The sequence below is a fragment of the Nitrospira sp. genome, from assembly GCA_015709715.1.
GTDB lineage: Bacteria > Nitrospirota > Nitrospiria > Nitrospirales > Nitrospiraceae > Nitrospira_A.
Genome location: CP054184.1, coordinates 3,096,062 through 3,118,602 on the forward strand (window position 1 = coordinate 3,096,062; position 22,541 = coordinate 3,118,602).

Below are 22,541 nucleotides of genomic sequence, written 5' to 3' on the forward strand. Positions count from 1 at the left end.
GAGCAAGGAGATGCCATGATGCACGTCACGCAGGTCAAAATCATGAATCCCGTTCGTGCCCTTCGGCTATTCGGCCAATCGGTCTGGTTGGACTATATCCGGCGGAGTTTCATCACGAGCGGGGAACTGCAACGTCTGATCGCCGAAGAGGGAGTCGGAGGCGTGACGTCCAACCCCGCCATCTTCGAGAAGGCCATCACGGGGAGTTCGGACTATGCCGAAGTTCTGAGCGCCCTCCGGCGCGAGCCAGGCCTGGATGCGAAGGCGCGTTACGAACGGGTGGCCATCGAGGATATTCAATCCGCGGCGGACTTCCTGCAGCCGGTGTATGCCCGCACGAAGCGGCGCGACGGTTACGTAAGCCTGGAGGTGTCGCCTCATCTGGCCCATGACACGCGTGGCACGCTCGATGAGGCGACGCGGCTGTGGGAGGCCGTCGGGCGTGACAACCTGATGATCAAGGTTCCGGCCACTCCGGCGGGGATCCCGGCGATCGTGCAACTGCTCGGGAGGGGGATCAACGTCAACGTGACCCTGCTCTTCGCGCAGGAGACCTATGAGTCGGTCGCCGAGGCCTATCTCACGGGGCTGGAACAGTTGGCGACGCGGGGCGGCGACGTCGGGAGCGTGGCGAGCGTCGCCAGTTTTTTCGTCAGCCGTCTCGATACGGCGGCGGACGCCGAAATTGTCGTCCGGCTCAAGACTGCGACGGACGAGAACGTACGGACGGCGCTCAGGAGCCTCCAGGGGAAGATCGCCGTCGCGAACGCCAAGCTGGCCTATCAACGGTATCGGGCCCTGTTCTCCGGCCCTCGCTGGGAGGCCCTCGCGAGACAGGGAGCCATGACCCAACGGCTGCTCTGGGCCAGTACCGGTACAAAAAACCCTCAGTATCGCGACGTGCGGTACGTCGAGGAACTGATCGGTCCGGAGACGATCAACACGGTGCCGCCCGCGACGCTCGCGGCCTTTCGCGACCACGGCCGTCCCGAGAGTCGGCTGACGGCTGATCTCGATGAGGCCAAGGCCGTGCTGCTTGCGTCGGAGCAGGCCGGACTGTCGCTGAACGCGATCACCGACCGGCTGTTGGAAGAGGGGCTGCAGTCGTTCAGAGAGGCCTTCGACCAACTCCTTGTCGCCGTCGAGTCTCACTCCAGGGGGGACGATGCTGTCCGACTCAATGGCTGTTCGTACCGACTTCCTGTAGCGGTGGCTGCCGAGGTCCAGTCCTCCCTCAAGGAATGGAACGATGCCGACAGGGTTCGACGCCTGTGGAGTCGTGATCCCTCCCTCTGGACCGACAGCGATGAACATCGGTGGCTCGGTTGGTTGGATATCACGGAGCAACAGTTAGACTACCTTCCCGTGCTCACCAACTTGGCCGGAGAAACCTGGCGCAGGGGGTTCACCCATGTCCTGTTGTTGGGAATGGGCGGTTCGAGCCTTTGCGCCGAAGTCCTGGCGGTAACGTTCGGACAGCAAGCGGGGTATCCGGAACTCCACGTGCTCGACTCGACCGATCCGGCTCAGATCAGGGCCGTTGAGAAACGGATCCAGCTTGCCACCACGCTCTTCATCGTGTCCAGCAAGTCCGGGAGCACCCTTGAGCCGATGATTCTGAAACAATATTTTTTTGAACGGGTTCAGCGCCTCGTCGGAGCCAAGGCAGCCGTCCGGCAATTCATCGCGATCACGGATCCCGGTTCGGCCTTGCACCAGGTCGCCGAGGCCACTGAGTTTCGGTACCTCTACTTCGGAGTCCCCACGATCGGGGGACGCTACTCGGCGTTGTCGAACTTCGGCATGGTGCCGGCGGCCGTCATGGGGCTCGACATCGCCCGGTTGCTCGTACGCGCGGACGAAATGGCGGAGGCCTGTTTTCCCTCTGTCCCGGTCGAGGAAAATCCTGGTGTGATACTCGGCACAATCCTTGGGGTGTGCGCCACTCATGGCCGCGACAAGGTCACGATCGTGGCCTCGCCCGCCCTGGCTTCGTTCGGCGCCTGGCTCGAACAACTCTTGGCCGAGTCGACTGGCAAGGCGGGCAAGGGCATCATTCCGGTCGATCGTGAAGCGGTGGGAGAGCCTTCGGTCTATGGAGGGGATCGTCTGTTCCTCTATCTCCGATTGCAGGCTGCGCCGGAGAAGAGTCAAGACGAGGCCATTGAGCGGCTCGAGCGGGCGGGCCATCCGCTCGTCCGTATTGCGGTGGCCGAGCTCGATGACTTGGGGCAGGAATTTTTCCGCTGGGAGTTCGCCACGGCGGTGGCGGGGGCGATCATGGGCCTCAATCCGTTTGACCAGCCGGATGTCGAGGCAAGCAAATCGGCAACCAAGCGGCTGACGCTGGAATATGAACGGACCGGGGCGCTTCCGCCGGAATCTCCGATCCTCGAAGAGGGAGAGATCAAACTCTATGCCGATCCGCTCTATGCCCTGGCGCTGCAGACAGCGACAGGGCCGTCCCCGTCCCTACAGGCGTATCTCGCAGCCCATCTGAATCGGCTCAGGGCCAGCGACTACTTCGCGTTGTTGGCTTATCTCGAAATGCACCCCGCGCATGAGGCGGATCTCCAAGCCATGCGCCGGATGGTACGGGACGTCAAACGCGTCGCCACCTGCATGGGGTTCGGCCCGCGGTTCCTCCATTCCACGGGACAGGCCTATAAAGGAGGGCCGAACACCGGCCTCTTCCTCCAACTGACTTGCGAGGATGCCGCAGACGTGCCGGTGCCCGGCCAGCGGTATACGTTTGGCGTCGTCAAGGCGGCGCAGGCGCGCGGCGATTTTCAGGTCTTGACGGAGCGGGGACGGCGGCTGCTGCGGGTGCATCTGGGAACCGATGTCCGGGCGGGACTAGCGAGGCTGAGGTCGGCGATGGAGCAGGCGTTGGCATGAAGAAGACGTCGTGGATGAAGCTGTCTGATTCAAGTTGGAGGCAATGATGTCCGATTCGCGATCAGACGCCTTGGTGCTCTTCGGCGCCACAGGGGATTTGGCGTTTAAGAAAATCTTCCCGGCTCTCCAGGCGATGATCAAGCGGGGCCAGCTGGCGGTCCCGGTGATCGGAGTGGCGAAAGGGAATCGCACCCTCGAACAGATTCGGGATCGAGTCCGCGAGAGCCTTACCCAGTCCAAATCTGGAGTAGACGAGGCGGCTTTTGCCAAGCTTGTGTGCCTGTTGCGATATGTCGACGGTGATTATCAGGAAGGCGCGACCTTCACTCGCCTGCGTCGGGCGCTCGGCAACGTCCGGCATCCCCTGCATTATCTCGCGATCCCTCCGACGTTCTTTCCCATGGTGGTCGAAGGGCTCGGCCGGTCCGGTTGTGCGGAGGGGGCACGGGTGGTGGTCGAGAAGCCGTTTGGGCGGGATCTCGCATCGGCGCAAGCGTTGAACCAGACGCTCCATCGTGCATTCGCCGAAGCGGCGATCTTTCGTATCGACCACTATCTCGGCAAGGAGTCGATCCAAAACCTGTTGTATTTTCGCTTTGCCAATTCGTTCCTTGAGCCAATTTGGAATCGCGGCTATGTCGACAGCGTGCAGATCACGATGGCGGAACGGTTCGGCCTGTCCGGCCGGGGATGTTTTTACGAAGAAACCGGGGCCATCCGCGATGTGGTGCAGAACCATCTTCTGCAGGTCGTGGCGAACCTGGCGATGGAGCCGCCCATCAGTGGAACGGGCGAGGCATTGCGCGATGAACGGATCAAAATCTTCAAACGCATGAAGCCCCTCACGGCGCAGACTCTGGTCCGGGGTCAGTTCCGCGGGTACCACGAGGAAGCCGGCGTGGCACCGGATTCCAAGGTGGAGACGTTCGCGTCGCTCAAAATCGAGCTCGATTCGTGGCGCTGGGCGGGGGTGCCGTTTTTTATTCGAGCCGGGAAGTGTTTGCCGGTGACGGCCACGGAGGTCTTCGTGACTTTGAAGCGTCCGCCTCAGAACGTGTTCGGTGAAGAGTGTAAGGGGCAGCGCAATTATGTCCGGTTCCGGCTTGGCCCCGATCGGCTCTCGGTCGCCATCGGGGCGCGCGCCAAGGTGCCGGGGGAACAGATGATCGGCAACGAGGTCGAACTCTTTGTGTGCCACCAGCGGGGCGACGAGATGGAAGCCTACGAACGACTGATCGGTGATGCGATGGTCGGCGATGCGTCGCTTTTCGCCCGGCAGGATGGCGTCGAGGCGTCGTGGCGGGTGGTGGATCCGATTCTGACGGGGTCCACGCCGGTGTATGAGTATGAGCCAAGTACGTGGGGGCCTGGTGAGTCCCAGACGCTGATCGCTCCATTCGGCGGCTGGCAGAGCCCGAAGGAGCAGGAATGAAGGAGGGACGCCTATGCAATTGGGGATGATCGGGCTCGGTCGAATGGGAGCCAATATGGTGCGGCGGTTAATGCGAGGAGGCCATCACTGTGTGGTGTTCGACGTGAGGCCCGAACAGGTGCAGAGGTTGGCCGTCGAAGGAGCCGTCGGAGTCGGTTCCCTGGACGCTCTGATCGACGGATTGAGCAAGCCTCGAGTCCTGTGGGTGATGGTGCCGGCGGGAGAGGCGACCGAGACGGTCGTGGAATTCCTTGCCAAGCGACTCAGTCCTGAGGACATCGTCATCGACGGGGGGAATTCCTATTTTAAAGACGACGTCCGACGCGCGAAGGTGCTCGCGACGAAAGGCCTTCATTATGTGGATGTCGGCACGAGCGGGGGAACCTGGGGATTGGATCGCGGGTACTGCCTCATGATCGGCGGCCCGGCGCCAGTGGTGAAGCATCTCGATCCGATCTGGAGGACTTTGGCTCCGGGGCGTGGGGACATCGCACGGACGAAGGGGCGGGATCGCCTGAACGGAACGGCAGAGGAGGGATACTTGCATTGCGGACCAACCGGGGCGGGGCATTTCGTCAAGATGGTGCACAACGGAATCGAGTACGGCCTGATGCAGGCATATGCGGAGGGGTTCGACATCTTTCGCCATGCCGGCGGGAAACATCTTCCCGAGGATATGCGGTATGAGTTGAATTTGCCCGACATCGCCGAAGTTTGGCGACGTGGGAGCGTGGTTGGGTCGTGGTTGCTCGATTTGACCGCTGCGGCCTTGGTGGAACAGCCGCACTTGGACAATTTTTCCGGGTCCGTTGCGGACTCCGGAGAAGGCCGTTGGACGGTGATGGCGGCGGTTGAAGAGGGGGTGCAAGCGGAGGTCCTGTCCGCCGCGCTGTATACCAGATTCCGTTCGCGCCAGGACCATACCTTTGCCGAGAAGATACTCTCAGCGATGCGCTACCAATTCGGTGGCCATGTCGAACGGCCGACCGGCGGGTAGCTCATATCAGGATGTGAGTATGTCGCCATACCCCATCCAGCGACTCGATTTGATCAGTGTGGGGTGCCAAACAGGGTGAGCAGCGGCTGGAGTCGCGCATGAGTGATCGGGCAGTGTCCCTTCCTCGTGGTTGGCTGCGCCGCGGATCGCCAGGCTGCGCAACAGATGGGTGCCGCCAGCGTCTTTATAATTGCCGGTGATCAATTTGGTTCGCCGAAACGATTGGACACCACGATGCCACACCTCGTACGGTGCACGCAGGATTGGCACGTTTCTGGAGGACCACCATGGACACAGCACAGCCCGATGCAATGGGCACGGTCGTTGCCATTTGGCGGTATCCCGTCAAATCGATGATGGGCGAAGAATTGAATGCCGTCGACGTGACACTACGCGGGGTGGCTGGCGATCGAGCCTATGCGGTGATCGATTCAGCCACCGGCAAAGTTGCAAGCGCGAAGAATCCGACCAAATGGGGACGCTTGTTTGAGTGCCGCGCGTCCTATCATCCGGATGCGTTCCGTGACGCGGGCTACCTCTCCGTGCACGTGACGCTGCCCGATGGGTGTGTGCTCCGAGCAGGCGACGACCAACTCAACGAACGGCTCTCCGCCCTCTTCGAGCGAACGAGTCTCTGCACGGATGTGGTGCCGGACACAGGACAACTCGAAGAGTACTGGCCGAAGGTGGCGGGACGAGCGTACCAGAACACCGTCACCGACCAGCCGATCGCCTCCCGGACATTCTTCGACGGGGCGCTGGTCCATCTCATGACGACCGCCACCCTGGATGCGTTACGAGCGGCGTTCCCTGCGGGGCGCTTTGAAAATCGACGGTTTCGTCCCAATCTGGTGGTTGCCTCGCTGCACGGTGAGCAAGGGTTTATCGAGAATCGGTGGATTGATCGCACGATCACCATAGGCAGCGACCTCGTGCTGAGGGTCATAGCGCCCTGTATACGATGCGTGATGACGACCTTGCCTCAATGCGATCTTCCCGAAGATCGGAATATTCTTCGTACGGCGGTGCAGCAGAATCAGGCAGCCGTTGGCGTCTACGCGACCGTGACCAGGCCTGGTAGGGTCTGCCGAGGAGATATGGTGCGCCTCACGTAACCCCGCGAAGGCTCTCACCGTGGGGTGCGAGGGATCGGGCCCCTGCCGTTGTCGGCTAACCCATTCTGATCGGTACCAAACAAGACGGTGTTGGTGGCATCAATCTGACCGACGGTGCGAAATCCCCCAACCGGCACTTCAGATCCTGACAGCGTGGACATACAGCTCTCCTTGATGATGTAGCGCGAGTACGCAGCCACCCCGTAACTCCATCTCCAACGTTCCCTCTCCATCCCGCATCAATGGAACGGGACGGCGCCTCGCCGGGACCGATCCGGCGGTTTCGCGAAAAACCGCGATGTCGTGAAACACATCGTGAATAGCCACGATGGGCATGGCCGCGCCGTGCGAGCTGATAAGGCACTCCACCACATCGGGGCGCCGTGCGGCCTTGTCAATCGTGTGTCTTCGTCCCGCATCCCGTGCATTGGGTAGCGTGGGCCCGTGGAATGCAACTTGCGTTGAATTCCGTGGGAGACGATGTGGCGGACAACCTGATGCGTGGGAGGATGCCATGACGAATCGGGAGGTCGTGTTTCTCCTGGATGTCGATAACACTGTGCTTGACGCGGATCGAGTGACGGTCGACTTAGGGCGGTATCTGGAGCAAGTCGTCGGGCCGGATCGGCAGCAACGGTACTGGCATCTCTTCAAGCAATTGCGGGACGAAGTGGGGTATGCCGATTATTTGGGCGCTCTCCAGCGGTACCGAACTGAATATCCGCATGATCCGCAGGTGCGGCTGGTCTCCCGCTTTCTGCTCAACTATCCGTTTGCGAAGGCCCTCTTTCCCCACGCACTGACGGTCGTGAACCATCTGCAACAACGCGGACTGGTCGTCTTGGTGTCGGATGGCGATGCGGTCTTTCAGCCACACAAGATCGATCGCGCCGGGCTCTGTGATGCCGTGGGCGGCCAGGTGTTGATCTACGTGCACAAGGAACAGGAATTAGACGACATCGAGGCGCGGTACCCAGCTGAGCACTACGTGATGATCGACGACAAGCTGCGCATCCTGTCCGCAGTCAAGCAAGTCTGGGGGGCTCGGGTGACCACCGTGTTCTCGCAGCAAGGTCACTATGCGCGGGCCGTACATGCCCGGCAGCCGTATCCTGCAGCGGATCTCGCGCTCGAACGAATCAGTGATGTGTTGCAGGAGGACTTAGACCGTCTGTGGGTGATGCCCACGCTTGCCTGAGTCTCTGGTGGATTGGGCCTTCCGCGCCGACCGTCCTCAGTTCCCGTCTTCAGGGCGAGGAACAGGTCCTGAACCGTGCTGCCAAGAGCCTGTCCTCGCGGCCTTCCTCCAGCCGTACACCACGCGTCAGATGCGTGATGGTAGGGAATCTGCTTGAGACCACACAGGGCCGGCGCGGTGGTCGGTCCGCACGTAATCAAGGGAAAACGGCGGCGCCAGCGCATGCCGGGGGCGGTCTGATCGAACGAGAGAGGGGCGAAGGAGAGGATGCGTCCAATCTGGAGAGGGGTGCTGTTGGGCGTGATGGTCGTGATCGCGGGAGGATGCGGCATGGTTCCCGACCATCCGTCGGCGGTCTCCGTCTTCTCAACCCATGCACCTGGCTTGATAGTAGATGGAAGCCCTCTGCCGGCGGAAAGGGCGAGCTTGCCTGAGCAGGAGTGGGATCGCGACGAGTTCGAGGATCCGTTCGCGCGACTTGACGGGACGACGGGAGGGGAGGTGCCTGATCCCTGGGAGCCATTTAATACCGCCATGTTTGAATTCAATCGCCAGGTCGATCGCTATGTGCTCAAGCCTGTCGCGCTCGCGTACAATGCGGTGTTGCCCGATGCGGTGCAGATCGGCATCGATAACTTCTTTCGGCATGTCCACTTTGTGCCGCGGGTAATAAATAATCTCTTGCAGGGGAAGGTCCGGGGAGCTGGGATTGAAGTGGAGCGCTTCCTCATCAACAGCACCCTGGGCATCGGCGGGTTCTTTGACCCGGCGAAGCACTGGTGGCAGTTGATGACTCCTGAGGAGGACACGGGTCAGACGCTGGCGGTCTATGGGGTCCAACCCGGTCCGTACCTGGTGTTACCCTTTCTGCCCCCCCTGACCCTGCGTGATGGCATCGGATATGTGGCGGATCTCGCGCTCGATCCGATCAACTGGCTGGTCTTCCCCATCATTGAAGTGCACCACATTCCTTCACTCGTGGCACATAAGAATCGAGCCACATCCACGATCGCGCAATTCGGCATCCGTGCCGGGATGATCACGAACGACCGATCGCTCAACCTGGAAAAGTTCCAGGGGGTGGAGGACGCGACGCTCGACTTGTATGCGGCGGTGCGAAATGCCTACCTTCAGAAGCGAGCGAAGGCGATCCAAGAATAGCTCCTGAGGTGCCGGCCTCCGTGTCGCGAGAAGATGCGCCACTCGAAGTCCCATTGGAATCGCTGACGCCAATGGGTGCAGGCGTGACGCACGAGGCGGTCTCTGTGCTGCACGCGTTCGAGAGACGGTCTCACAGAACCCCGAAAGGCGACCTTCAGCTTGCTAACAGCCGCTACGCAGGTGTGTTGAAGTGGAGGAGGAGGCAATACTGTGAGCGCCTTTCGCAAAGCTAGTTGGCGCCTTCGACCTGTATGCGGTGGTGCGAAATGCCTTGCGCTAGTGTGCGCTTGCAAGCAAGTGTTCGCCCTGGATCGTTCGCGCAATCAGGTCGGCCATGAGACGGTGTCCGGCCCCGTCAAGATGCATCGTGTCGAGGAACATGGATGGAAGAAATTCCGGACGATCTCCCAAGTTCAAGACCTTCACGCCCTCACGAGCCAACGCGGACTCGGCCTTGGCGCGGAACCGTTGATAATCCCTCCCGCGATCCACATCGGGCTGCATGACCGCAAGAAATTGATAATGAAACGCGCCTCCGAGTTGATGCATCTTGGTGAGATTGTCGGCATAGCGTGTGGCGGCCAGATCGAGAGTCGGTGGCTGCAACTCCTCCCGCGTGAACCAGCCTGCCCAGAGACCGATTCGCGAGTGTTGTATGCGATAACTGAGTCTTGGGAAGAACATCCGTGGGAGGCTTTGGAGGCGAGTGAGCAGTGAGGAGTCACCCAGTCTTGCCGCCGCGACCAACTGATCCTCGATCTGATCGAACCCGTTCATCCCAAGCAGGCGTGGATCACTGATCTCCAAGCGCTTGTAATAGTCATTCCAGCCGTCCAAGGCGATGACCACATCAGGGTGCAAATCCACCAACTCGGTCAATAAATACGTCAGTTCTTGTCCGGACCCGTGGCCGATGACGGCGGCATTGATGACCTCCGCGTTCAGGCGTTGTGCAAGCTGCGACGCGACCGTCTCACGATCACTCTCGAGGCCCGTCCCGAAGGCCGTGGAGCCCCCCACCAAAACTACTCGCGGTTGTGTGTCGAGTGGTCGATCACGACCACTGCCTCGGAAGCCGTGCTCGTCGATTGAAAAATGATCGGAGTGCTGATTCGGCAAATTGGAGTAAATCGCAAACGGGTGCAACGCGAGTTTTAATGGTCCCTTGTGCTCGTATCCGATATCCCGCCCATCATGAGTCAGAAATTGCCACCAGTAGTGCGGCTTGAACTGCTTCGATTGTTCCGCCCACTGCCTGGTATGCTCCCGTTCGAGCATGATCTCCAAGAGCCCAAGAAGACAGAGGCAGAGTCCAGAAAAGGCGGCCAAGAACAGGACGGTGGCACAAGGGAGCACTGCGTAGGAGGGCATTAAGTGCTGCGAAGGAACGGTGTCTCTTCCGGCTGCCAAGCAATCCGTGTGCCGACCTCCGATCTGCGGATCTGTTCAGTATTGAGACGCTGTCAACGGGATATCGAGCGCACTCGCACGAGTCGCACTGCGCACAAGTAAAATTATGAGTAGACCGCGCGGACCACTACACCCTGGATTTCTGTTTTCTGGGGACATTGGGCCAGAGGCGTACTACCGTAGGTCGGAGACGCGACCAAGGAGGTGCCGATGTCCGGTCCGGAAGAACTGTGTGTGCCCCGGGCGTGGCACGTTCATCGAGTCCGGCTGTTACGTACTTCAACCAGCCTTTGGGTCGGAGGAGGGGCAAGGAAGGTGCCCCATGAGTTTGCCTTCCAAAGGCCAGCAAAATCGAATCCTAAGAAAATTGGTTTCGATACTGGGCCGCGAGTGGGTATCGTCTATGGGGCTGGATCATTACTCAAATAGGACTCTTATCAGAACAGGAAAAAAAGATTTTCGGAGGCAACGAAGAGCCACCTACTTGTTAATGTTGCTCCTGCCTCTAACTCTTTCAATGGCTGTAGCAGCGACTGGGCGGAGAAGCCGCAGGGGGCTGAGGAATTGATGTTTATGCGAGGTCGGTCATTATGGTCTTGGCGGCGCAGATGAAGGGCCCTCCGACCGAGCCTGTCCAAGACGTACATGGTCCGAGCTTGACCTCCAGAACGTACCAGGAGTTCCATGCAATGCCGCGACTTACCCCGCCTGGGGCGGGGGGAGGCTGGTGCCCGGCGGCGGGACGGCGCAGCCCAACCGACCGTCTGGTCCGTCGTCGAAGGCTTCGGCGAGGTTGACGGTGAGCGGAACTTCGCGTTCGTACACTGTGAAGAAATAGGGATCCGGGGCAGTGAGGCCGTACTTCTTGATCAGCATCTGATGCTGCTTTTCCGTTTGGATGTGGTACCGCACACGCGTCTTGAGCTTCATTCCTTCCAGGTTTTGGGGCAGCTGATAACTGAACGTATAGTCGCGGCTCGCGAGCGGGAGTAACCGGTTGTCGTACAGTTCCACGATCGCCGGTTGCCACATGATCCACCGCCCCATCGAATCCGTCTGCTCCTTAAGCAGCGCTCCGTTGCGGTCCAGCACTTCGAACTCCACGGTGAAATACCGGTCTGGGTCGCCGGTCGGGATCTTGTGCCCGGCACCCGCGTTGATGAGCGTGAGCGTCACATCGACCTTCTGCCCGGCCTGCGGCACGGCGGGAGTCGAGGCCACTTGGACGGCCACGGCCCGCTTCACCATGTCGGGATCGTGCCCGCCGCGCCAGAGGTGTTGCCGTCCCCGCCGGATCGGGCTTCCCTCGGCGACCGGCCGGTCGATCTCCGGCATGTGGCAGCTTTGGCAGATGAACCCCCGTTCCTTCATGAAGTACTTGCCTTCGTATTCCGCATAAGTCCCGCAGGGGCCCACGTTGTAAAACTGCGCGGGGCCCGACACCACGTTGTGGCAGCGCGAGCAAATCTGGGCCGTGCGGAACACCGGGTCGAATTTCGTCGGATGGGGTGCGGCCGAATCGTCGTAGGGGCCCAGGATCACTCCATCGCGCACGTGGCAGGCGGCGCAGGTCACCCCCTCCTTCTGGTACTCGGGGTCGAAGTGCGGGTTCGGCTGTTGCGGCGCCTTCTCCACACGACCGCGGGGAATCTCCTTGATCAACGTGGCCTGCTGATTTTCGAGTGGCGTGTGACAGTTGAGGCAGACCCAGATGTGTTTGTCTTTGTTCCAATAGGCCTGGAAAAACGGATCGGTGTAGGCCTGGGAATGGATGCTGGTCTTCCACTCGTCGTAAATCTCACGGTGGCATTGGCCGCAGGACTCGGCCTTCAGGCTCGTCAGCCCGTCGGGAATTTTCTGCAAAGGAATGGCGTGGGCATACTCGTCGCGCAGGCCGAAGATCACCACAGGTTTCACCTCGGTGTAATACAGGTACACTAGGCCCCCGAGCAGGCCCAGCCCCAACAGGATCTTGATGGCCAATCGCATGTGCCTAGCTCGCTCCTTATGCGCGGTCGGTCAGCCGGCGATAGAGCACCGAACTGAACGACAACAGCCCCAAAAACGTCAGGGCCAGCGCGATCCGCGGCGAAGCGATCTCCGCCAGCGAGTTGATGCTCCCCAGCTGGCTCCCCGCATAGGTGTAGACGAAGCTGCCAGGAATAATGCCCAGCGAGGTGGCGGCCATGTAGGTCCGCGTCTTCACCCGCGTGAGCCCCGAAAGCAGATTCACCACGAAAAAGGGAAAGAGCGGAATCAACCGCAAGGTCAGCAGATAGGAGAACGCGTTCTTGGCAAACCCCTCCTGCAGCGCCGCCAGCCGATCGCCGAACCGCCGTTGCACCCACGCCTGCAGCAGATACCGCGCGGCGAGAAAGGCCAACGTCGCGCCGAGGGTGGCCCCCACGTTCACGAACAACATGCCCAGGACGCTTCCGAAGAGAAAGCCGCCCAACAGGGTCATGACCGTGGCACCCGGCAGGGAGCAAGCAGTTTGGAGAATGTAGGTTGCGATGAAGGCGCCGGCGGCCAACGGGTAATGGGCCTCGGTCAGTTCAAGGAGCCGGTCACGATGGGTTTTGATGGTCTCCAGCGACAGGTACTTCGTGAAGTCGAAGTAGATCAGCGCCAAGATCGTCAGCAAGATAACGCCGCCCAGCATGAGGCGGCCGGCCAATGACGGGGCAGCCTGAGTAGTGGCAACGGTGGTCATGCCATGAATCTCCTCTGTGCCTCCACTTATAACAGCCGATCCGACGGCGCGACAAGGTGAGGGGCGGCCCCATTGTCCTGTGGCCTTGAAGGCGTTATGCTGGCCCCGCTTTCGCTGGCATGGGGGGGGAGCGTGGCCAAGAATTCAAAACGCAGGGCTTCAGGAAAACCCAATCAAACGGTTCCCTACAAACACCCCGGGGCCAAAAGCCTCATGCGGCCGGAGGTCGGCACGCAGGCGCAGTTCAAGAAGAAGAAACCGGCCAAGACCTACCGCTACGATTCGTCGCTCTCGCCCGCGCTCGATTGGGACGCCACGAATCCAGCCCGTGAGGAGGGCGAGGCGCTCATCAAGAAAGTCCTCGACGCCAAGACGCTCGAAGAAGCCAAAGCCGCCGCGTCTAAACTCAAGAGCCTCAGTAAGCCCTTCTTGAATTGGGCGGGCAAAGCCGAACGGTTGTCCTTCGACGTGCCGACCTTGCCGCTGTTCATCCACGAGCGGCTCTCCACCAAAGCTATCATCGAAACGTTGGCCGGGCACAAGACCGACAAGCAAGAGGATATGTTTGCCCTCTTCGGCGATCCGCAGCACTCCATCACCGATCAAGTCTTGAAATCGTACGAGTATCAGGATGACTGGACGAACCGCATGGTCCTGGGTGATTCGCTGGTGGTGATGAATTCGCTCCTGCACTACGAAGGGCTCGGTGGTCAGGTGCAGATGATCTACATGGACCCCCCCTATGGCGTGAAGTTCGGTAGCAATTTCCAGCCCTTCGTTCGCAAGCGCGATGTGTCCCACAACGACGACGAGGACATGACGCGTGAGCCCGAGATGGTCCAGGCCTATCGAGATACGTGGGAGTTGGGGCTCCATTCATACCTGACCTATCTGCGCGACCGGCTGTTGCTTGCCAGGGATTTGCTCACGCCAAGCGGCAGTATCTTCGTTCAGATCAGCGATGAGAACCTACATCACGTGCGGGAAGTGATGGATGAGGTGTTTGGGGCGGAGAATTTCGTTGGCCTGATTTCTGTTCGGAAAACTGGTGGGGCGACTAGCGAAACAGTGCCAACAGTCGTTGACTATCTACTCTGGTATGCGAGAGACCGCGCGGCGTTAAAGTATCGTCCTCTTTTCGTTCAGAAAGTGCTCGGTGAAGAAGGTGCCACGGAATACACCAACATAGAACTCAGCGACGGGACAATCCGTGGCGCGAGCGAGGATGAGATTCTGGGTCGTCAGCCACTCCCAGAACATGCACGGATTTTTGCAACTGACTCTGTGGTATCCGAGGGCTTTCGAATAAATACGTCTGTCCCGTTTACTTGGAAGGGAATAACGTTTGATCCGGGCAGGACTAAGAATTGGAAGACAAGTATTGAAGGGATGCTGCGCCTTTGCGACTTAGGACGAATTCTCCCGAAACCTGGATTTCGTATCTATAAACGATACTTCACTGATTTCCCATTTAGAGCGTTGAGCAATGTATGGATGGATGTCAGGGGTGCATTAGATCGTCTCTATGTTGTCCAAACTGACAAAAATGTCATCGAACGCTGCCTCCTCATGACCACCGACCCTGGCGATCTCGTGCTCGATCCCACCTGCGGCAGCGGCACGACGGCCTACGTCGCGGAGCAATGGGGGCGGCGCTGGATCACCTGCGACACGAGCCGGGTGCCACTGGCCCTCGCTCGGCAACGACTGCTCACCGCGACCTTTCCCTGGTACGAGCTTAAGGACCAGCAGCGTGGCCCTGCCGGCGGCTTCGTCTACACACGCAAGCAGAACAAGAAGGGCGAAGAGGTCGGCGGCATTGTCCCGCACATCACGCTCAAGTCCATCGCCAACAACGAGCCGCCGACCGAAGAAGTGCTAGTGGACCGACCGGAGACGAAAAGCGGCATCACGCGCGTGACCGGGCCCTTCTGCGTGGAAGCGACCATCCCGACCCCGGTGGATTGGGAAGGCGACGGCATTGAAGATTCCGGGGTGGTTTCTACCGAAGCCTACGGGTCCTTCGTGGACCGGATGTTGGAGGTGTTGCGCAAAAGTCCAGTGCTTCGTCTCGAAGGCAACAAGACTGTCACGCTGAAGAACATTCGCCCTCCTGCCAAGTCACTCTCCCTGACGGCTGAGGCGTTAGTGGATGTAACCGCTCCAGGGCAAAAACCATCGCTGTCCGCTGTGATTGATGAGGCGGAAGAGCAAAGTGGCCGTCGGTTGCCTCTCACTGGCAATCCTGTCGCGATGGTCTTTGGTCCAGAGAATGGCGCGGTGAGTGAGAAGCTGGTCTATGAAGCGGCGCGCGAGGCCCACGCGAAGAACTACACCCATCTCTATGTGATCGGGTTTGCCATTCAGCCGAATGCGAGGACGCTCGTCGAAAAAAGCTCCGACGTGATGGGGGTACCTGCCACCTATGTGCAGGCGACGCCGGATCTCATGATGGGCGATCTGCTCAAGAACATGCGATCGAGCCAAATCTTTAGCGTGTGCGGGCAGCCGGAGATCAAGGTCACCAAGGACAAGGAGAAGCAGTATCAGGTCGAGCTGCTCGGGTTAGATGTGTTTGATCCGATCACCATGGACGTGGCGCATCGCAGCGGCAACGATGTGCCGGCCTGGTTTCTGGATACGGATCACAACGATCTGTGTTTCCACGTGTCGCAAGCCTTTTTCCCCCGCACCAGTGCCTGGGACAATCTGAAGAAAGCGCTCAAAGGTGAATACGAGGAAAGCGTCTGGAACCATCTGTCAGGAACCATCAGCGCACCATTTGAAGCGGGCGAGCACAAACAGATCGCCGTCAAGGTGATCGATGACCGTGGGAATGAATTGCTGGTGGTGAAGAAGCTGAGGGCGGTGTAAGGCATCGCGGCTCAGTCGGGGGCGATGGATGTGTCATGCCTACTATCAGTGAGTTCTTCGGCATCGTGATTCGCATGTACTACCAGGACCATGCCCCGGCTCATTTCCACGCCTATTATGGGGAGCACAACGCCGTCGTCGAGATCGAGACGCTGCAGGTGCGGGAGGGACGTTTGCCGCGGCGGGCGTTGAGCCTGGTGGTCGAATGGGCGATTGAACACCGTGAAGAACTGTTGGAGGATTGGCGGTTGGCCCAGGCGCACCAACCGCTGCGTCCTGTGGCGCCATTGGAGTAGAACCATGAGCAAAGTATCGAGCGTGACGGCGCTGGACGATTATCGATTGGACGTGGTGTTCGACGACGGCGTGCGGGGCGTAGTGAGCCTCAGGGACAAGCTCTACGGCCCGGTGTTTGAACCATTGAAGGATGTCCGTTACTTCAACCAGGTTGGTATCGATGAGTTCGGCGCCATTTGCTGGCCGAACGGCGCCGACTTGGCTCCGGATGCGTTGCATGCCGAATTGCTGACGCAAAATCGGGTCGCCTGAGTCCTTGTCTCCGATGAGCGCCTACGAAGTTCCTCAACCGATTCTGAACTCACCATTTAGGGAACCCCAAGAGCATTGGCATATCGTCGAGGGGGAGGACCCGGAAAAGCGTCCTGGGCGCCGCCCTGCGATGTACTTTTATCGTGATCCAAAAGTTAAGCCGGAGAAGGAGTATGGCACGGTAGCCGGGACTGCCATTGAGCTCAAATTAGTGAATCGTATTCGAACTCAGGTGAAGAAATGGCGCTTGGATGGTTACCCCGGGGTGACGAGGACGACATCAGAGTTACTGCAATGGTGGCAACGGGAGGGACGGGATAAACGGCTCTTTTTTGCTCAGTTGGATGCGGTCGAAACGGTCATTTTCCTTGCCGAGGCCAGGGCCGATTTTCGCCAGGGGATCGACGTTCCGCAGGAAGAGCTGAGCAAGGACAAGCAGGCACAAGGCTTCGCAGCATTTCGGCGGTATGCCTGCAAGATGGCCACGGGGTCGGGCAAGACGACCGTGATGGGGATGGTGGCAGCGTGGAGCATTCTCAATAAGGTAAACGACCGAAGCGATGCGCGATTTTCGGATGTGGTACTCGTGGTCTGCCCCAACGTCACGATCAAAAATCGACTTCGTGAACTGGACCCGGAAGAAGGCGAAGCGAGTCTGTACCGCACACGAGACCTGGTCCCTTCTCATCTCATGCCGCTCCTGACGCAAGGCCGTGTGTTAGTCACCAACTGGCATGTCTTTGAACTCCAAAGTACGCAGACCGGCGGGATTAGTGCGCGTGTGACGAAAGCCGGTGTCGAGGTTCGCACCAAGGAGACGATTACGATTGGGCCGAAGTCCACGACAGCTCGGGGGACGCGGTATCTCACGCTCGACGATCTTTATCGCCAAACTGCGGCTGGCTTGCTCACGATACTCGGCGAGGAACGAGAACAGGACGGGGCGTTGAAGAAAGTGACCGTGGAATCACGGCGCTACGTGGAAAGCGACGCGGCCTTCGTCAACCGCATTCTTGGTCGTGAAGTCGGCGGCAAACAGAACATTTTGGTGATGAACGATGAGGCGCATCATGCCTATCGTATCGCGCGCGACGAGCGAGACGAAGATGAAGAGGATCTGTTTGGGGAAGTCGAGGAAGCCGACGACTTCTTTAAAGAAGCCACCGTTTGGGTTGAAGGACTCGATCGTATACACAAGCACCGAGGAATCAATTTCTGTCTAGACGTGTCGGCCACGCCGTACTTCCTCGGGCGAGTGGGCCAGGATACCAACCGCCCGTTTCCTTGGGTTGTGAGCGATTTTGGTCTCATCGACGCCATTGAATCAGGGTTAGTGAAGATCCCGCAGCTTGCGGTGCGGGACACGACGGGCAAGGAAATCCCAGGGTACTTCAATATTTGGCATTGGATGTTGCCACAACTGTCGCCGGCGGAGCGCGGCGGGAAAAAGGCCAATCCCAAACCCGAGGCCATTTTGAAATATGCCCATCATCCGATCGCCATGCTGGGCGGCCTTTGGGAGAAGGAGCGCGAAGATTGGAGTGTGAATCGAGAAGATCCCCGCCCACCGGTCTTTATTTTGGTGTGCAAGAACACGCAGATTGCCAAGGTGCTCTATGAGTGGCTGGCGGAAGATAAGGCGCCCACTGGAATTCCGCCAGTGAAGATTGAGGGATTTCGAAACAAGGGCGGCCAATACACCATCCGGGTGGATTCGAAGGTCGTACGGGAGTCTGATTCCGGTGAGACGAAAAATGACGAGGTGCGGTGGATGCGTTTCACACTCGATACGGTCGGCAGACAAAGCTGGCCGAGTGATCGAGTCGGCCGCCCGATCTATCCCGAAGGGTTCAAGGAACTCGCCGAGAAACTCCGTCGCCCTGATTCTCCTCCTGGGCGCGATGTCCGGTGCATCGTCAGCGTAGGCATGTTGACAGAAGGGTGGGACTGCAACACCGTCACCCATATCATCGGACTTCGCCCATTCATGTCGCAGCTCCTTTGTGAACAGGTTGTGGGGCGGGGGCTTCGTCGCGCCAGCTATGAGCTGGGCCCTGACGAGAGGCTGACCGAGGAGGTAGCCAAGGTCTTTGGGGTACCGTTTGAAGTGATTCCGTTCAAGGCCTCCCCGCAGGGGCAGCCGAAACCAACAGTGAAGCGATTTCATGTTCACGCACTCCCAAGCAAAGCCTACTATGAGATTAAATTTCCACGGGTGGAAGGCTACACGCAGGCGATCAGGGATAAGATCACCGTGGATTGGGATCGGGTTCCTTCGCTTGTTTTAGATCCGGGACGAATACCGCCGGAAGTCGAGGTTAAGGGGCTCCACAGCACATTGCAGGGAAAGCTGACTCTGGGCGGGCCAGGCCGGAGAGATACCGTGTCGTTGGAGGAGTTGCGGGCGAAGTGTCGATTGCAAGAGGTGGTGTTTGATCTTGCTACTGCCCTCACGAGGTCCTATGCTGCGCAGCCGACCTGCAGGGTTCCCATTCATCGACTGTTCCCTCAGTTGGTTAGGATCGTTGGTCGATTCATCGACCAAAAAGTCGAGGCTCCTCCACCTACATCCACGAAAGATGTGCTCTTATCTCCCTACTACGGCTGGGCCATCGAACGGCTGCTCCCGCACGTCCACGGTGATACCACTGTAGGTGAGGTGCCTGAAGTGCCGCGATATGAGGCAACTCGTGGACCTGGCTCAACGGCCGACGTGGATTTCTGGACTGGGCGGGAGGTACGGGAGGTGACGAAAAGCCACTTGAACTATGTGGTCGCTGATACCCTCCAGTGGGAACAATCAGCGGCCTATGTGTTGGACACGCATCCGAACGTGGACGCGTTCGTTAAAAACTCCGGACTTGGCTTTGCCATTCCGTATCTCGACAATGGCCTGATACATGACTATGTGCCGGATTTCATCGTCCGATTGAAACATACGCAGAGCCATCATCTCTTACTGGAGATCAAGGGGTTCGATCCGAGGGAGGACGTCAAACGAGCGGCGGCAGAAAGATGGGTGGCGGCGGTGAACGCGGATGGAGCCCATGGAACGTGGGGATACGTCCTGGTGAAAAAAATTTCGGATCTTTCGAGGGTGCTGACCGACGCTTGAAACCCTCACCCCCTCTTCGCCCTGATCAACTTCTCCATCGGATACCCCAGCTGTCTGGCCTTGTTGACGAGGCGGCGGTAGGTCTCCTCCTCCAGCTTCGGGGCGCGCGAGAGGATCCAGAGAAAGCGCCGGTCCGGCGTGCCGACCAAGGCCGTTCGATAATCCTGGTCGAGGTCCAGAATCCAATAGTTCCCTTCCCGCGACGGGCCGAATAGGCGGGCGAAGAAGTTGTCGAATACCACCCGCAGCCGGGCGTTCGTCTTCTCGTCCACCACGGTCGCGATGCCCTCCGCTTGGTTCAGGCTGCCCTTATCGGTCACACATTCGTTGTGCACGCCGATCGCCCCGTCGGGCCGGCTCGTGTAGACTGCCTTGGAGTCCACGCAATGGCGTTGGAACCACATCGGCAGCCGTGCGATTTCATACCAGGTGCCGGTATAGCGTTCGAGGTCTACGTAAGACACGGTGGGCAACGTCGCTGTGCGCTCGACGCCCGCGCAGGCGGCGAACGTCAGGCAGAACGTGGTGAGGAACAAGCCTGCGAAATGAGTCCGTGACGGTTGCGGCATGGTGGCCTCCCTTTGCCGGTCATTGTACTGCATCTCGGGAAGTCACTAGCTCCCTTGCTCCGGCCGATGCGGCAGAATCTTCAGGACCGCATGATGGATACCGCCCTGCAATACGATCGGTTGCAATTCGCCGTCACCGCCACGTTCCACTACCTCTTTCCCCAGCTCACGATGGGGCTGGCGCTGCTGTTGGTCTATCTGCGCACCCGTGACCTGTTCGAGGAAGGCGATCACTTCCATCACGCGGCGCGGTTCTGGACCGGCCTTTTCGCGCTGAGCTTCGCGTTCGGCGTCGTCACCGGCATTCCGCTCGAATTCCAGTTCGGCACCAACTGGTCCCGGTTTTCCGAATATGCCGGCGGCATCGTCGGCCAGACCCTCGCGATGGAAGGGGTGTTCGCGTTTTTCTTGGAATCGTCGTTTCTGGGCCTGTTGTTGTTCGGCTGGTCGCGCGTCAGCCGGCGGACCTTGTGGCTGGTGACGGTGCTGCTGTTTCTCGGCTCATGGTTGTCGGGGTACTTCATCTTGGCGACGAACGCCTGGATGCAGCATCCCGTGGCCTATCAGGTCGCCGCCGACGGCAGCCTGACCGTAGATAGCTTGGCGGGGCTGCTCACAAACCCCTGGCTCATCTGGCAGTTCGCCCACAACATGACGGCGGCGGTTGCCACCGGAGCCTTCGTGATGGCGGCGGTGGGCGCCCTGTACCAGTTGGCGGGGCTCCACCTCGGGCAGGCACAGACCTATCTGCGGACGGGCGTCGTGGCCGGGGCGTTGGCGTCGTTGTTGCTGATTACGCCGACGGGGCACGAGAACGCGAGGCAGGTGTTTGAGTTTCAACCGGTCAAGGGCGCGGCTTTCGAGGGCCTCTTTCGCACCGAGCGCGGTGCTGATCTGGTGTTGATCGGCCAGCCGAACATGGAAACCATGACGATCGACAATCCGCTCGTCGTGCCGTCGGCATTGAGCCTCTTGGTCTACGACGATCTGTACGCCAAGGTGAAGGGGCTCGATGCCTTTCCGCCCCAGGACTGGCCGGACCACATCGCGCTGTTGTATTACGCCTACCACATCATGGTCGGGCTGGGCACGATCCTCTTGGCCGTGACGGGGCTGGCGCTCGTCTGGTTGTGGCGCGGGACGCTCTTCAGGGCCCGGTGGCTGCTCTGGCTCCTGTTGCTGAGCGCGCCGTTGCCGTACCTCGCCACGACGGCCGGCTGGATGACGGCCGAACTAGGCCGTCAACCCTGGCTGGTCTACGGTCTCTATCGCACGGCGGAAGGTATCTCGCCGTTGGTCCATTCGGGCAATGCGCTCTTTACGCTGCTCGGGTTTCTGGGGATCTACCTTGTGCTGGGGTTGCTGTTCGTCCTGTTGTTCGTCGAAACGCTGCGCCATGGGCCGACGGAGCCGGCCGCTGCGCCGACGGGAGGGTGAAGGGTGGAAACGCTCTGGTATGCGCTGGTCGTGTTCGTGTTCACCGCCTACGTGGTGCTGGACGGGTACGACTTTGGCGTGGGAATCCTCTCGCCCCTGCTGGCGAAAAACGAACGAGACCGACGTCTGCTGCGGGAGACCATCGGCCCTTTTTGGACCGGCAATGAAGTCTGGGTGATCGCGGGGAGCGCGCTGCTGTTTCTCGCCTTTCCCAAGGCCTTTGCGGCGGGGTTCAGCGGGTTCTACCTGGCACTGATGATTCTGTTGTGGCTGCTGATGGGCCGAGGGTTGGCCTTCGAGTTGCGGGAGCATGTCAATCACGAACTCTGGCGCCGGTTTTGGGATGCGATCTTTTTCCTGGCCAATCTGCTGCTGGCCTTCGTGGTGGGCTTGGTGGTCGGCAACCTGCTGCGCGGCGTGCCGCTGAACGCGAATGGCGATTTCTTCCTGGCGCTCTGGACGGACCTTACCCCCGGTCCGTTGCCCGGCCTACTCGATTGGTTCACGTTGCTGACCGGCTTGGCCATGGCGGCCCTTCTGATGCTGCAGGGGGCGAGTTTTCTAGTGATGAAGACGCGGGGAGAGCTGCAGGCGAGGGCCGAGAAGATCGCAAGGGCCGTCACGGGGCTGCTTGCCTTGCTGCTTCCTGCCCTGGTTGTGGCCCTGCCGTCCGTGCAGCCCTCGTTCGGCGCGCATTATGAGGCCGCTCCCATCGGGTACGTCTGGCCCTTGGCGGTCGTGGTTGCGCTGGTCGTGCGACACCTCAGTCCTGTGCGTCGACGGCCGGTCGTCGGCTTTGCCGCGTCAAGCCTGGTGGTGGCCGCCTTGCTCATCGCGGCGGCCTGGGGCACCTTTCCCAATCTGCTCCTCGCCACGACCGACCGGGCCAACAGCCTCACGATCTTGAATGCGGCAACCGAGCGGAGCGGGCTGGAAGCAGGCCTCTGGTGGGTACCCCCTGGCTTAGCCCTGGTGATGTTGTATCAACTTGCGATCCATCGCTTCTTCGGCGGACCAGTGACGGAACCGGCCCCATCGTCGACGCACCACTAGTCCGCCACCAGGGTTTCATC

General features: G+C 59.9%; 17 protein-coding genes. 12 read left to right on the forward strand and 5 right to left on the reverse strand.

Annotated features, from left to right (window positions below; translation table 11 throughout):
- Positions 1–42 precede the first annotated feature (42 nt).
- The 4 genes from HRU82_15055 to HRU82_15070 all read left to right on the forward strand — a co-directional run bounded on the left by HRU82_15055 (position 43) and on the right by HRU82_15070 (position 6,442).
- Positions 43–2,898: a bifunctional transaldolase/phosoglucose isomerase gene (locus HRU82_15055; protein ID QOJ37232.1), complete on the forward strand. Its 2,856-nt coding sequence runs from the start codon at positions 43–45 to the stop codon at positions 2,896–2,898.
- 46 nt (positions 2,899–2,944) lie between these two features.
- Positions 2,945–4,330, forward strand: a complete 1,386-nt coding sequence (gene zwf, locus HRU82_15060) for a glucose-6-phosphate dehydrogenase (protein ID QOJ37233.1) — start codon at positions 2,945–2,947, stop codon at positions 4,328–4,330.
- A 13-nt stretch (positions 4,331–4,343) separates the two neighbouring features.
- A complete protein-coding gene (gene gnd, locus HRU82_15065; protein QOJ36177.1) occupies positions 4,344–5,327 on the forward strand; it encodes a decarboxylating 6-phosphogluconate dehydrogenase in 984 nt (327 codons plus the stop codon).
- Between the two features lie 287 nt (positions 5,328–5,614).
- Positions 5,615–6,442: an MOSC domain-containing protein gene (locus HRU82_15070; protein ID QOJ36178.1), complete on the forward strand. Its 828-nt coding sequence runs from the start codon at positions 5,615–5,617 to the stop codon at positions 6,440–6,442.
- A 14-nt stretch (positions 6,443–6,456) separates the two neighbouring features.
- Here HRU82_15070 and HRU82_15075 read toward each other — a convergent pair whose 3' ends face one another.
- The gene (locus tag HRU82_15075; protein QOJ36179.1) at positions 6,457–6,603 is read right to left on the reverse strand and encodes a hypothetical protein; all 147 of its coding nucleotides are present in this window, start codon (positions 6,601–6,603) and stop codon (positions 6,457–6,459) included.
- Between the two features lie 353 nt (positions 6,604–6,956).
- On the opposite strand from HRU82_15075, the gene HRU82_15080 reads away from it, so the two are divergent.
- Together HRU82_15080 and HRU82_15085 are read left to right on the forward strand one after the other, a co-directional pair.
- Positions 6,957–7,640, forward strand: coding sequence for an HAD family hydrolase (locus HRU82_15080; protein QOJ36180.1), 684 nt, complete (start codon positions 6,957–6,959; stop codon positions 7,638–7,640).
- 267 nt (positions 7,641–7,907) lie between these two features.
- Positions 7,908–8,801, forward strand: coding sequence for a VacJ family lipoprotein (locus HRU82_15085; GenBank protein ID QOJ36181.1), 894 nt, complete (start codon positions 7,908–7,910; stop codon positions 8,799–8,801).
- Positions 8,802–9,077: 276 nt separating this feature from the next.
- Here the strand turns inward: HRU82_15085 and HRU82_15090 are convergent, their stop codons facing one another.
- The 3 genes from HRU82_15090 to HRU82_15100 all read right to left on the reverse strand — a co-directional run bounded on the left by HRU82_15090 (position 9,078) and on the right by HRU82_15100 (position 12,924).
- Positions 9,078–10,172, reverse strand: coding sequence for a hypothetical protein (locus HRU82_15090; GenBank protein ID QOJ36182.1), 1,095 nt, complete (start codon positions 10,170–10,172; stop codon positions 9,078–9,080).
- Between the two features lie 738 nt (positions 10,173–10,910).
- Positions 10,911–12,200: a hypothetical protein gene (locus tag HRU82_15095; protein QOJ36183.1), complete on the reverse strand. Its 1,290-nt coding sequence runs from the start codon at positions 12,198–12,200 to the stop codon at positions 10,911–10,913.
- A gap of 16 nt (positions 12,201–12,216) precedes the next feature.
- Positions 12,217–12,924 (reverse strand): TVP38/TMEM64 family protein, encoded by a 708-nt coding sequence (locus HRU82_15100; protein QOJ36184.1) that lies wholly within the window; start codon positions 12,922–12,924, stop codon positions 12,217–12,219.
- 96 nt (positions 12,925–13,020) lie between these two features.
- On the opposite strand from HRU82_15100, the gene HRU82_15105 reads away from it, so the two are divergent.
- The 4 genes from HRU82_15105 (at position 13,021) to HRU82_15120 (ending at position 19,462) form a co-directional block, all read left to right on the forward strand.
- On the forward strand, positions 13,021–15,798 hold the full coding sequence (locus HRU82_15105) for a site-specific DNA-methyltransferase (protein ID QOJ36185.1): 2,778 nt from the start codon (positions 13,021–13,023) through the stop codon (positions 15,796–15,798).
- A gap of 35 nt (positions 15,799–15,833) precedes the next feature.
- On the forward strand, positions 15,834–16,094 hold the full coding sequence (locus HRU82_15110; GenBank protein ID QOJ36186.1) for a DUF4160 domain-containing protein: 261 nt from the start codon (positions 15,834–15,836) through the stop codon (positions 16,092–16,094).
- 4 nt (positions 16,095–16,098) lie between these two features.
- Positions 16,099–16,347 (forward strand): DUF2442 domain-containing protein, encoded by a 249-nt coding sequence (locus HRU82_15115; GenBank protein QOJ36187.1) that lies wholly within the window; start codon positions 16,099–16,101, stop codon positions 16,345–16,347.
- Positions 16,348–16,477: 130 nt separating this feature from the next.
- The gene (locus HRU82_15120; GenBank protein QOJ36188.1) at positions 16,478–19,462 is read left to right on the forward strand and encodes a DEAD/DEAH box helicase family protein; all 2,985 of its coding nucleotides are present in this window, start codon (positions 16,478–16,480) and stop codon (positions 19,460–19,462) included.
- Positions 19,463–19,467: 5 nt separating this feature from the next.
- Here HRU82_15120 and HRU82_15125 read toward each other — a convergent pair whose 3' ends face one another.
- Complete coding sequence (locus HRU82_15125) at positions 19,468–20,031, reverse strand: lipocalin family protein (protein ID QOJ36189.1); 564 nt, start codon at positions 20,029–20,031, stop codon at positions 19,468–19,470.
- Between the two features lie 93 nt (positions 20,032–20,124).
- On the opposite strand from HRU82_15125, the gene HRU82_15130 reads away from it, so the two are divergent.
- Both HRU82_15130 and cydB read left to right on the forward strand, forming a co-directional pair.
- Positions 20,125–21,468 carry a cytochrome ubiquinol oxidase subunit I gene (locus tag HRU82_15130; GenBank protein QOJ37234.1) on the forward strand — a complete coding sequence of 448 codons (1,344 nt, stop codon included), beginning with the start codon at positions 20,125–20,127 and terminating at the stop codon, positions 21,466–21,468.
- A 3-nt stretch (positions 21,469–21,471) separates the two neighbouring features.
- Positions 21,472–22,521 (forward strand): cytochrome d ubiquinol oxidase subunit II, encoded by a 1,050-nt coding sequence (gene cydB, locus HRU82_15135; GenBank protein ID QOJ36190.1) that lies wholly within the window; start codon positions 21,472–21,474, stop codon positions 22,519–22,521.
- Positions 22,522–22,541: the final 20 nt, after the last annotated feature.

What these genes read in the sequence shown, in the direction of transcription:
- HRU82_15055 (QOJ37232.1), top strand. Translation starts at nt 43, where the DNA reads ATGAATCCCGTTCGTGCCCTTCGGCTATTCGGCCAATCGGTCTGGTTG.
- zwf (QOJ37233.1), top strand. Translation starts at nt 2,945, where the DNA reads ATGTCCGATTCGCGATCAGACGCCTTGGTGCTCTTCGGCGCCACAGGG.
- gnd (QOJ36177.1), top strand. Translation starts at nt 4,344, where the DNA reads ATGCAATTGGGGATGATCGGGCTCGGTCGAATGGGAGCCAATATGGTG.
- HRU82_15070 (QOJ36178.1), top strand. Translation starts at nt 5,615, where the DNA reads ATGGACACAGCACAGCCCGATGCAATGGGCACGGTCGTTGCCATTTGG.
- HRU82_15075 (QOJ36179.1), bottom strand. Translation starts at nt 6,603, where the DNA reads ATGTCCACGCTGTCAGGATCTGAAGTGCCGGTTGGGGGATTTCGCACC.
- HRU82_15080 (QOJ36180.1), top strand. Translation starts at nt 6,957, where the DNA reads ATGACGAATCGGGAGGTCGTGTTTCTCCTGGATGTCGATAACACTGTG.
- HRU82_15085 (QOJ36181.1), top strand. Translation starts at nt 7,908, where the DNA reads ATGCGTCCAATCTGGAGAGGGGTGCTGTTGGGCGTGATGGTCGTGATC.
- HRU82_15090 (QOJ36182.1), bottom strand. Translation starts at nt 10,172, where the DNA reads ATGCCCTCCTACGCAGTGCTCCCTTGTGCCACCGTCCTGTTCTTGGCC.
- HRU82_15095 (QOJ36183.1), bottom strand. Translation starts at nt 12,200, where the DNA reads ATGCGATTGGCCATCAAGATCCTGTTGGGGCTGGGCCTGCTCGGGGGC.
- HRU82_15100 (QOJ36184.1), bottom strand. Translation starts at nt 12,924, where the DNA reads ATGACCACCGTTGCCACTACTCAGGCTGCCCCGTCATTGGCCGGCCGC.
- HRU82_15105 (QOJ36185.1), top strand. Translation starts at nt 13,021, where the DNA reads ATGCTGGCCCCGCTTTCGCTGGCATGGGGGGGGAGCGTGGCCAAGAAT.
- HRU82_15110 (QOJ36186.1), top strand. Translation starts at nt 15,834, where the DNA reads ATGCCTACTATCAGTGAGTTCTTCGGCATCGTGATTCGCATGTACTAC.
- HRU82_15115 (QOJ36187.1), top strand. Translation starts at nt 16,099, where the DNA reads ATGAGCAAAGTATCGAGCGTGACGGCGCTGGACGATTATCGATTGGAC.
- HRU82_15120 (QOJ36188.1), top strand. Translation starts at nt 16,478, where the DNA reads ATGTACTTTTATCGTGATCCAAAAGTTAAGCCGGAGAAGGAGTATGGC.
- HRU82_15125 (QOJ36189.1), bottom strand. Translation starts at nt 20,031, where the DNA reads ATGCCGCAACCGTCACGGACTCATTTCGCAGGCTTGTTCCTCACCACG.
- HRU82_15130 (QOJ37234.1), top strand. Translation starts at nt 20,125, where the DNA reads ATGGATACCGCCCTGCAATACGATCGGTTGCAATTCGCCGTCACCGCC.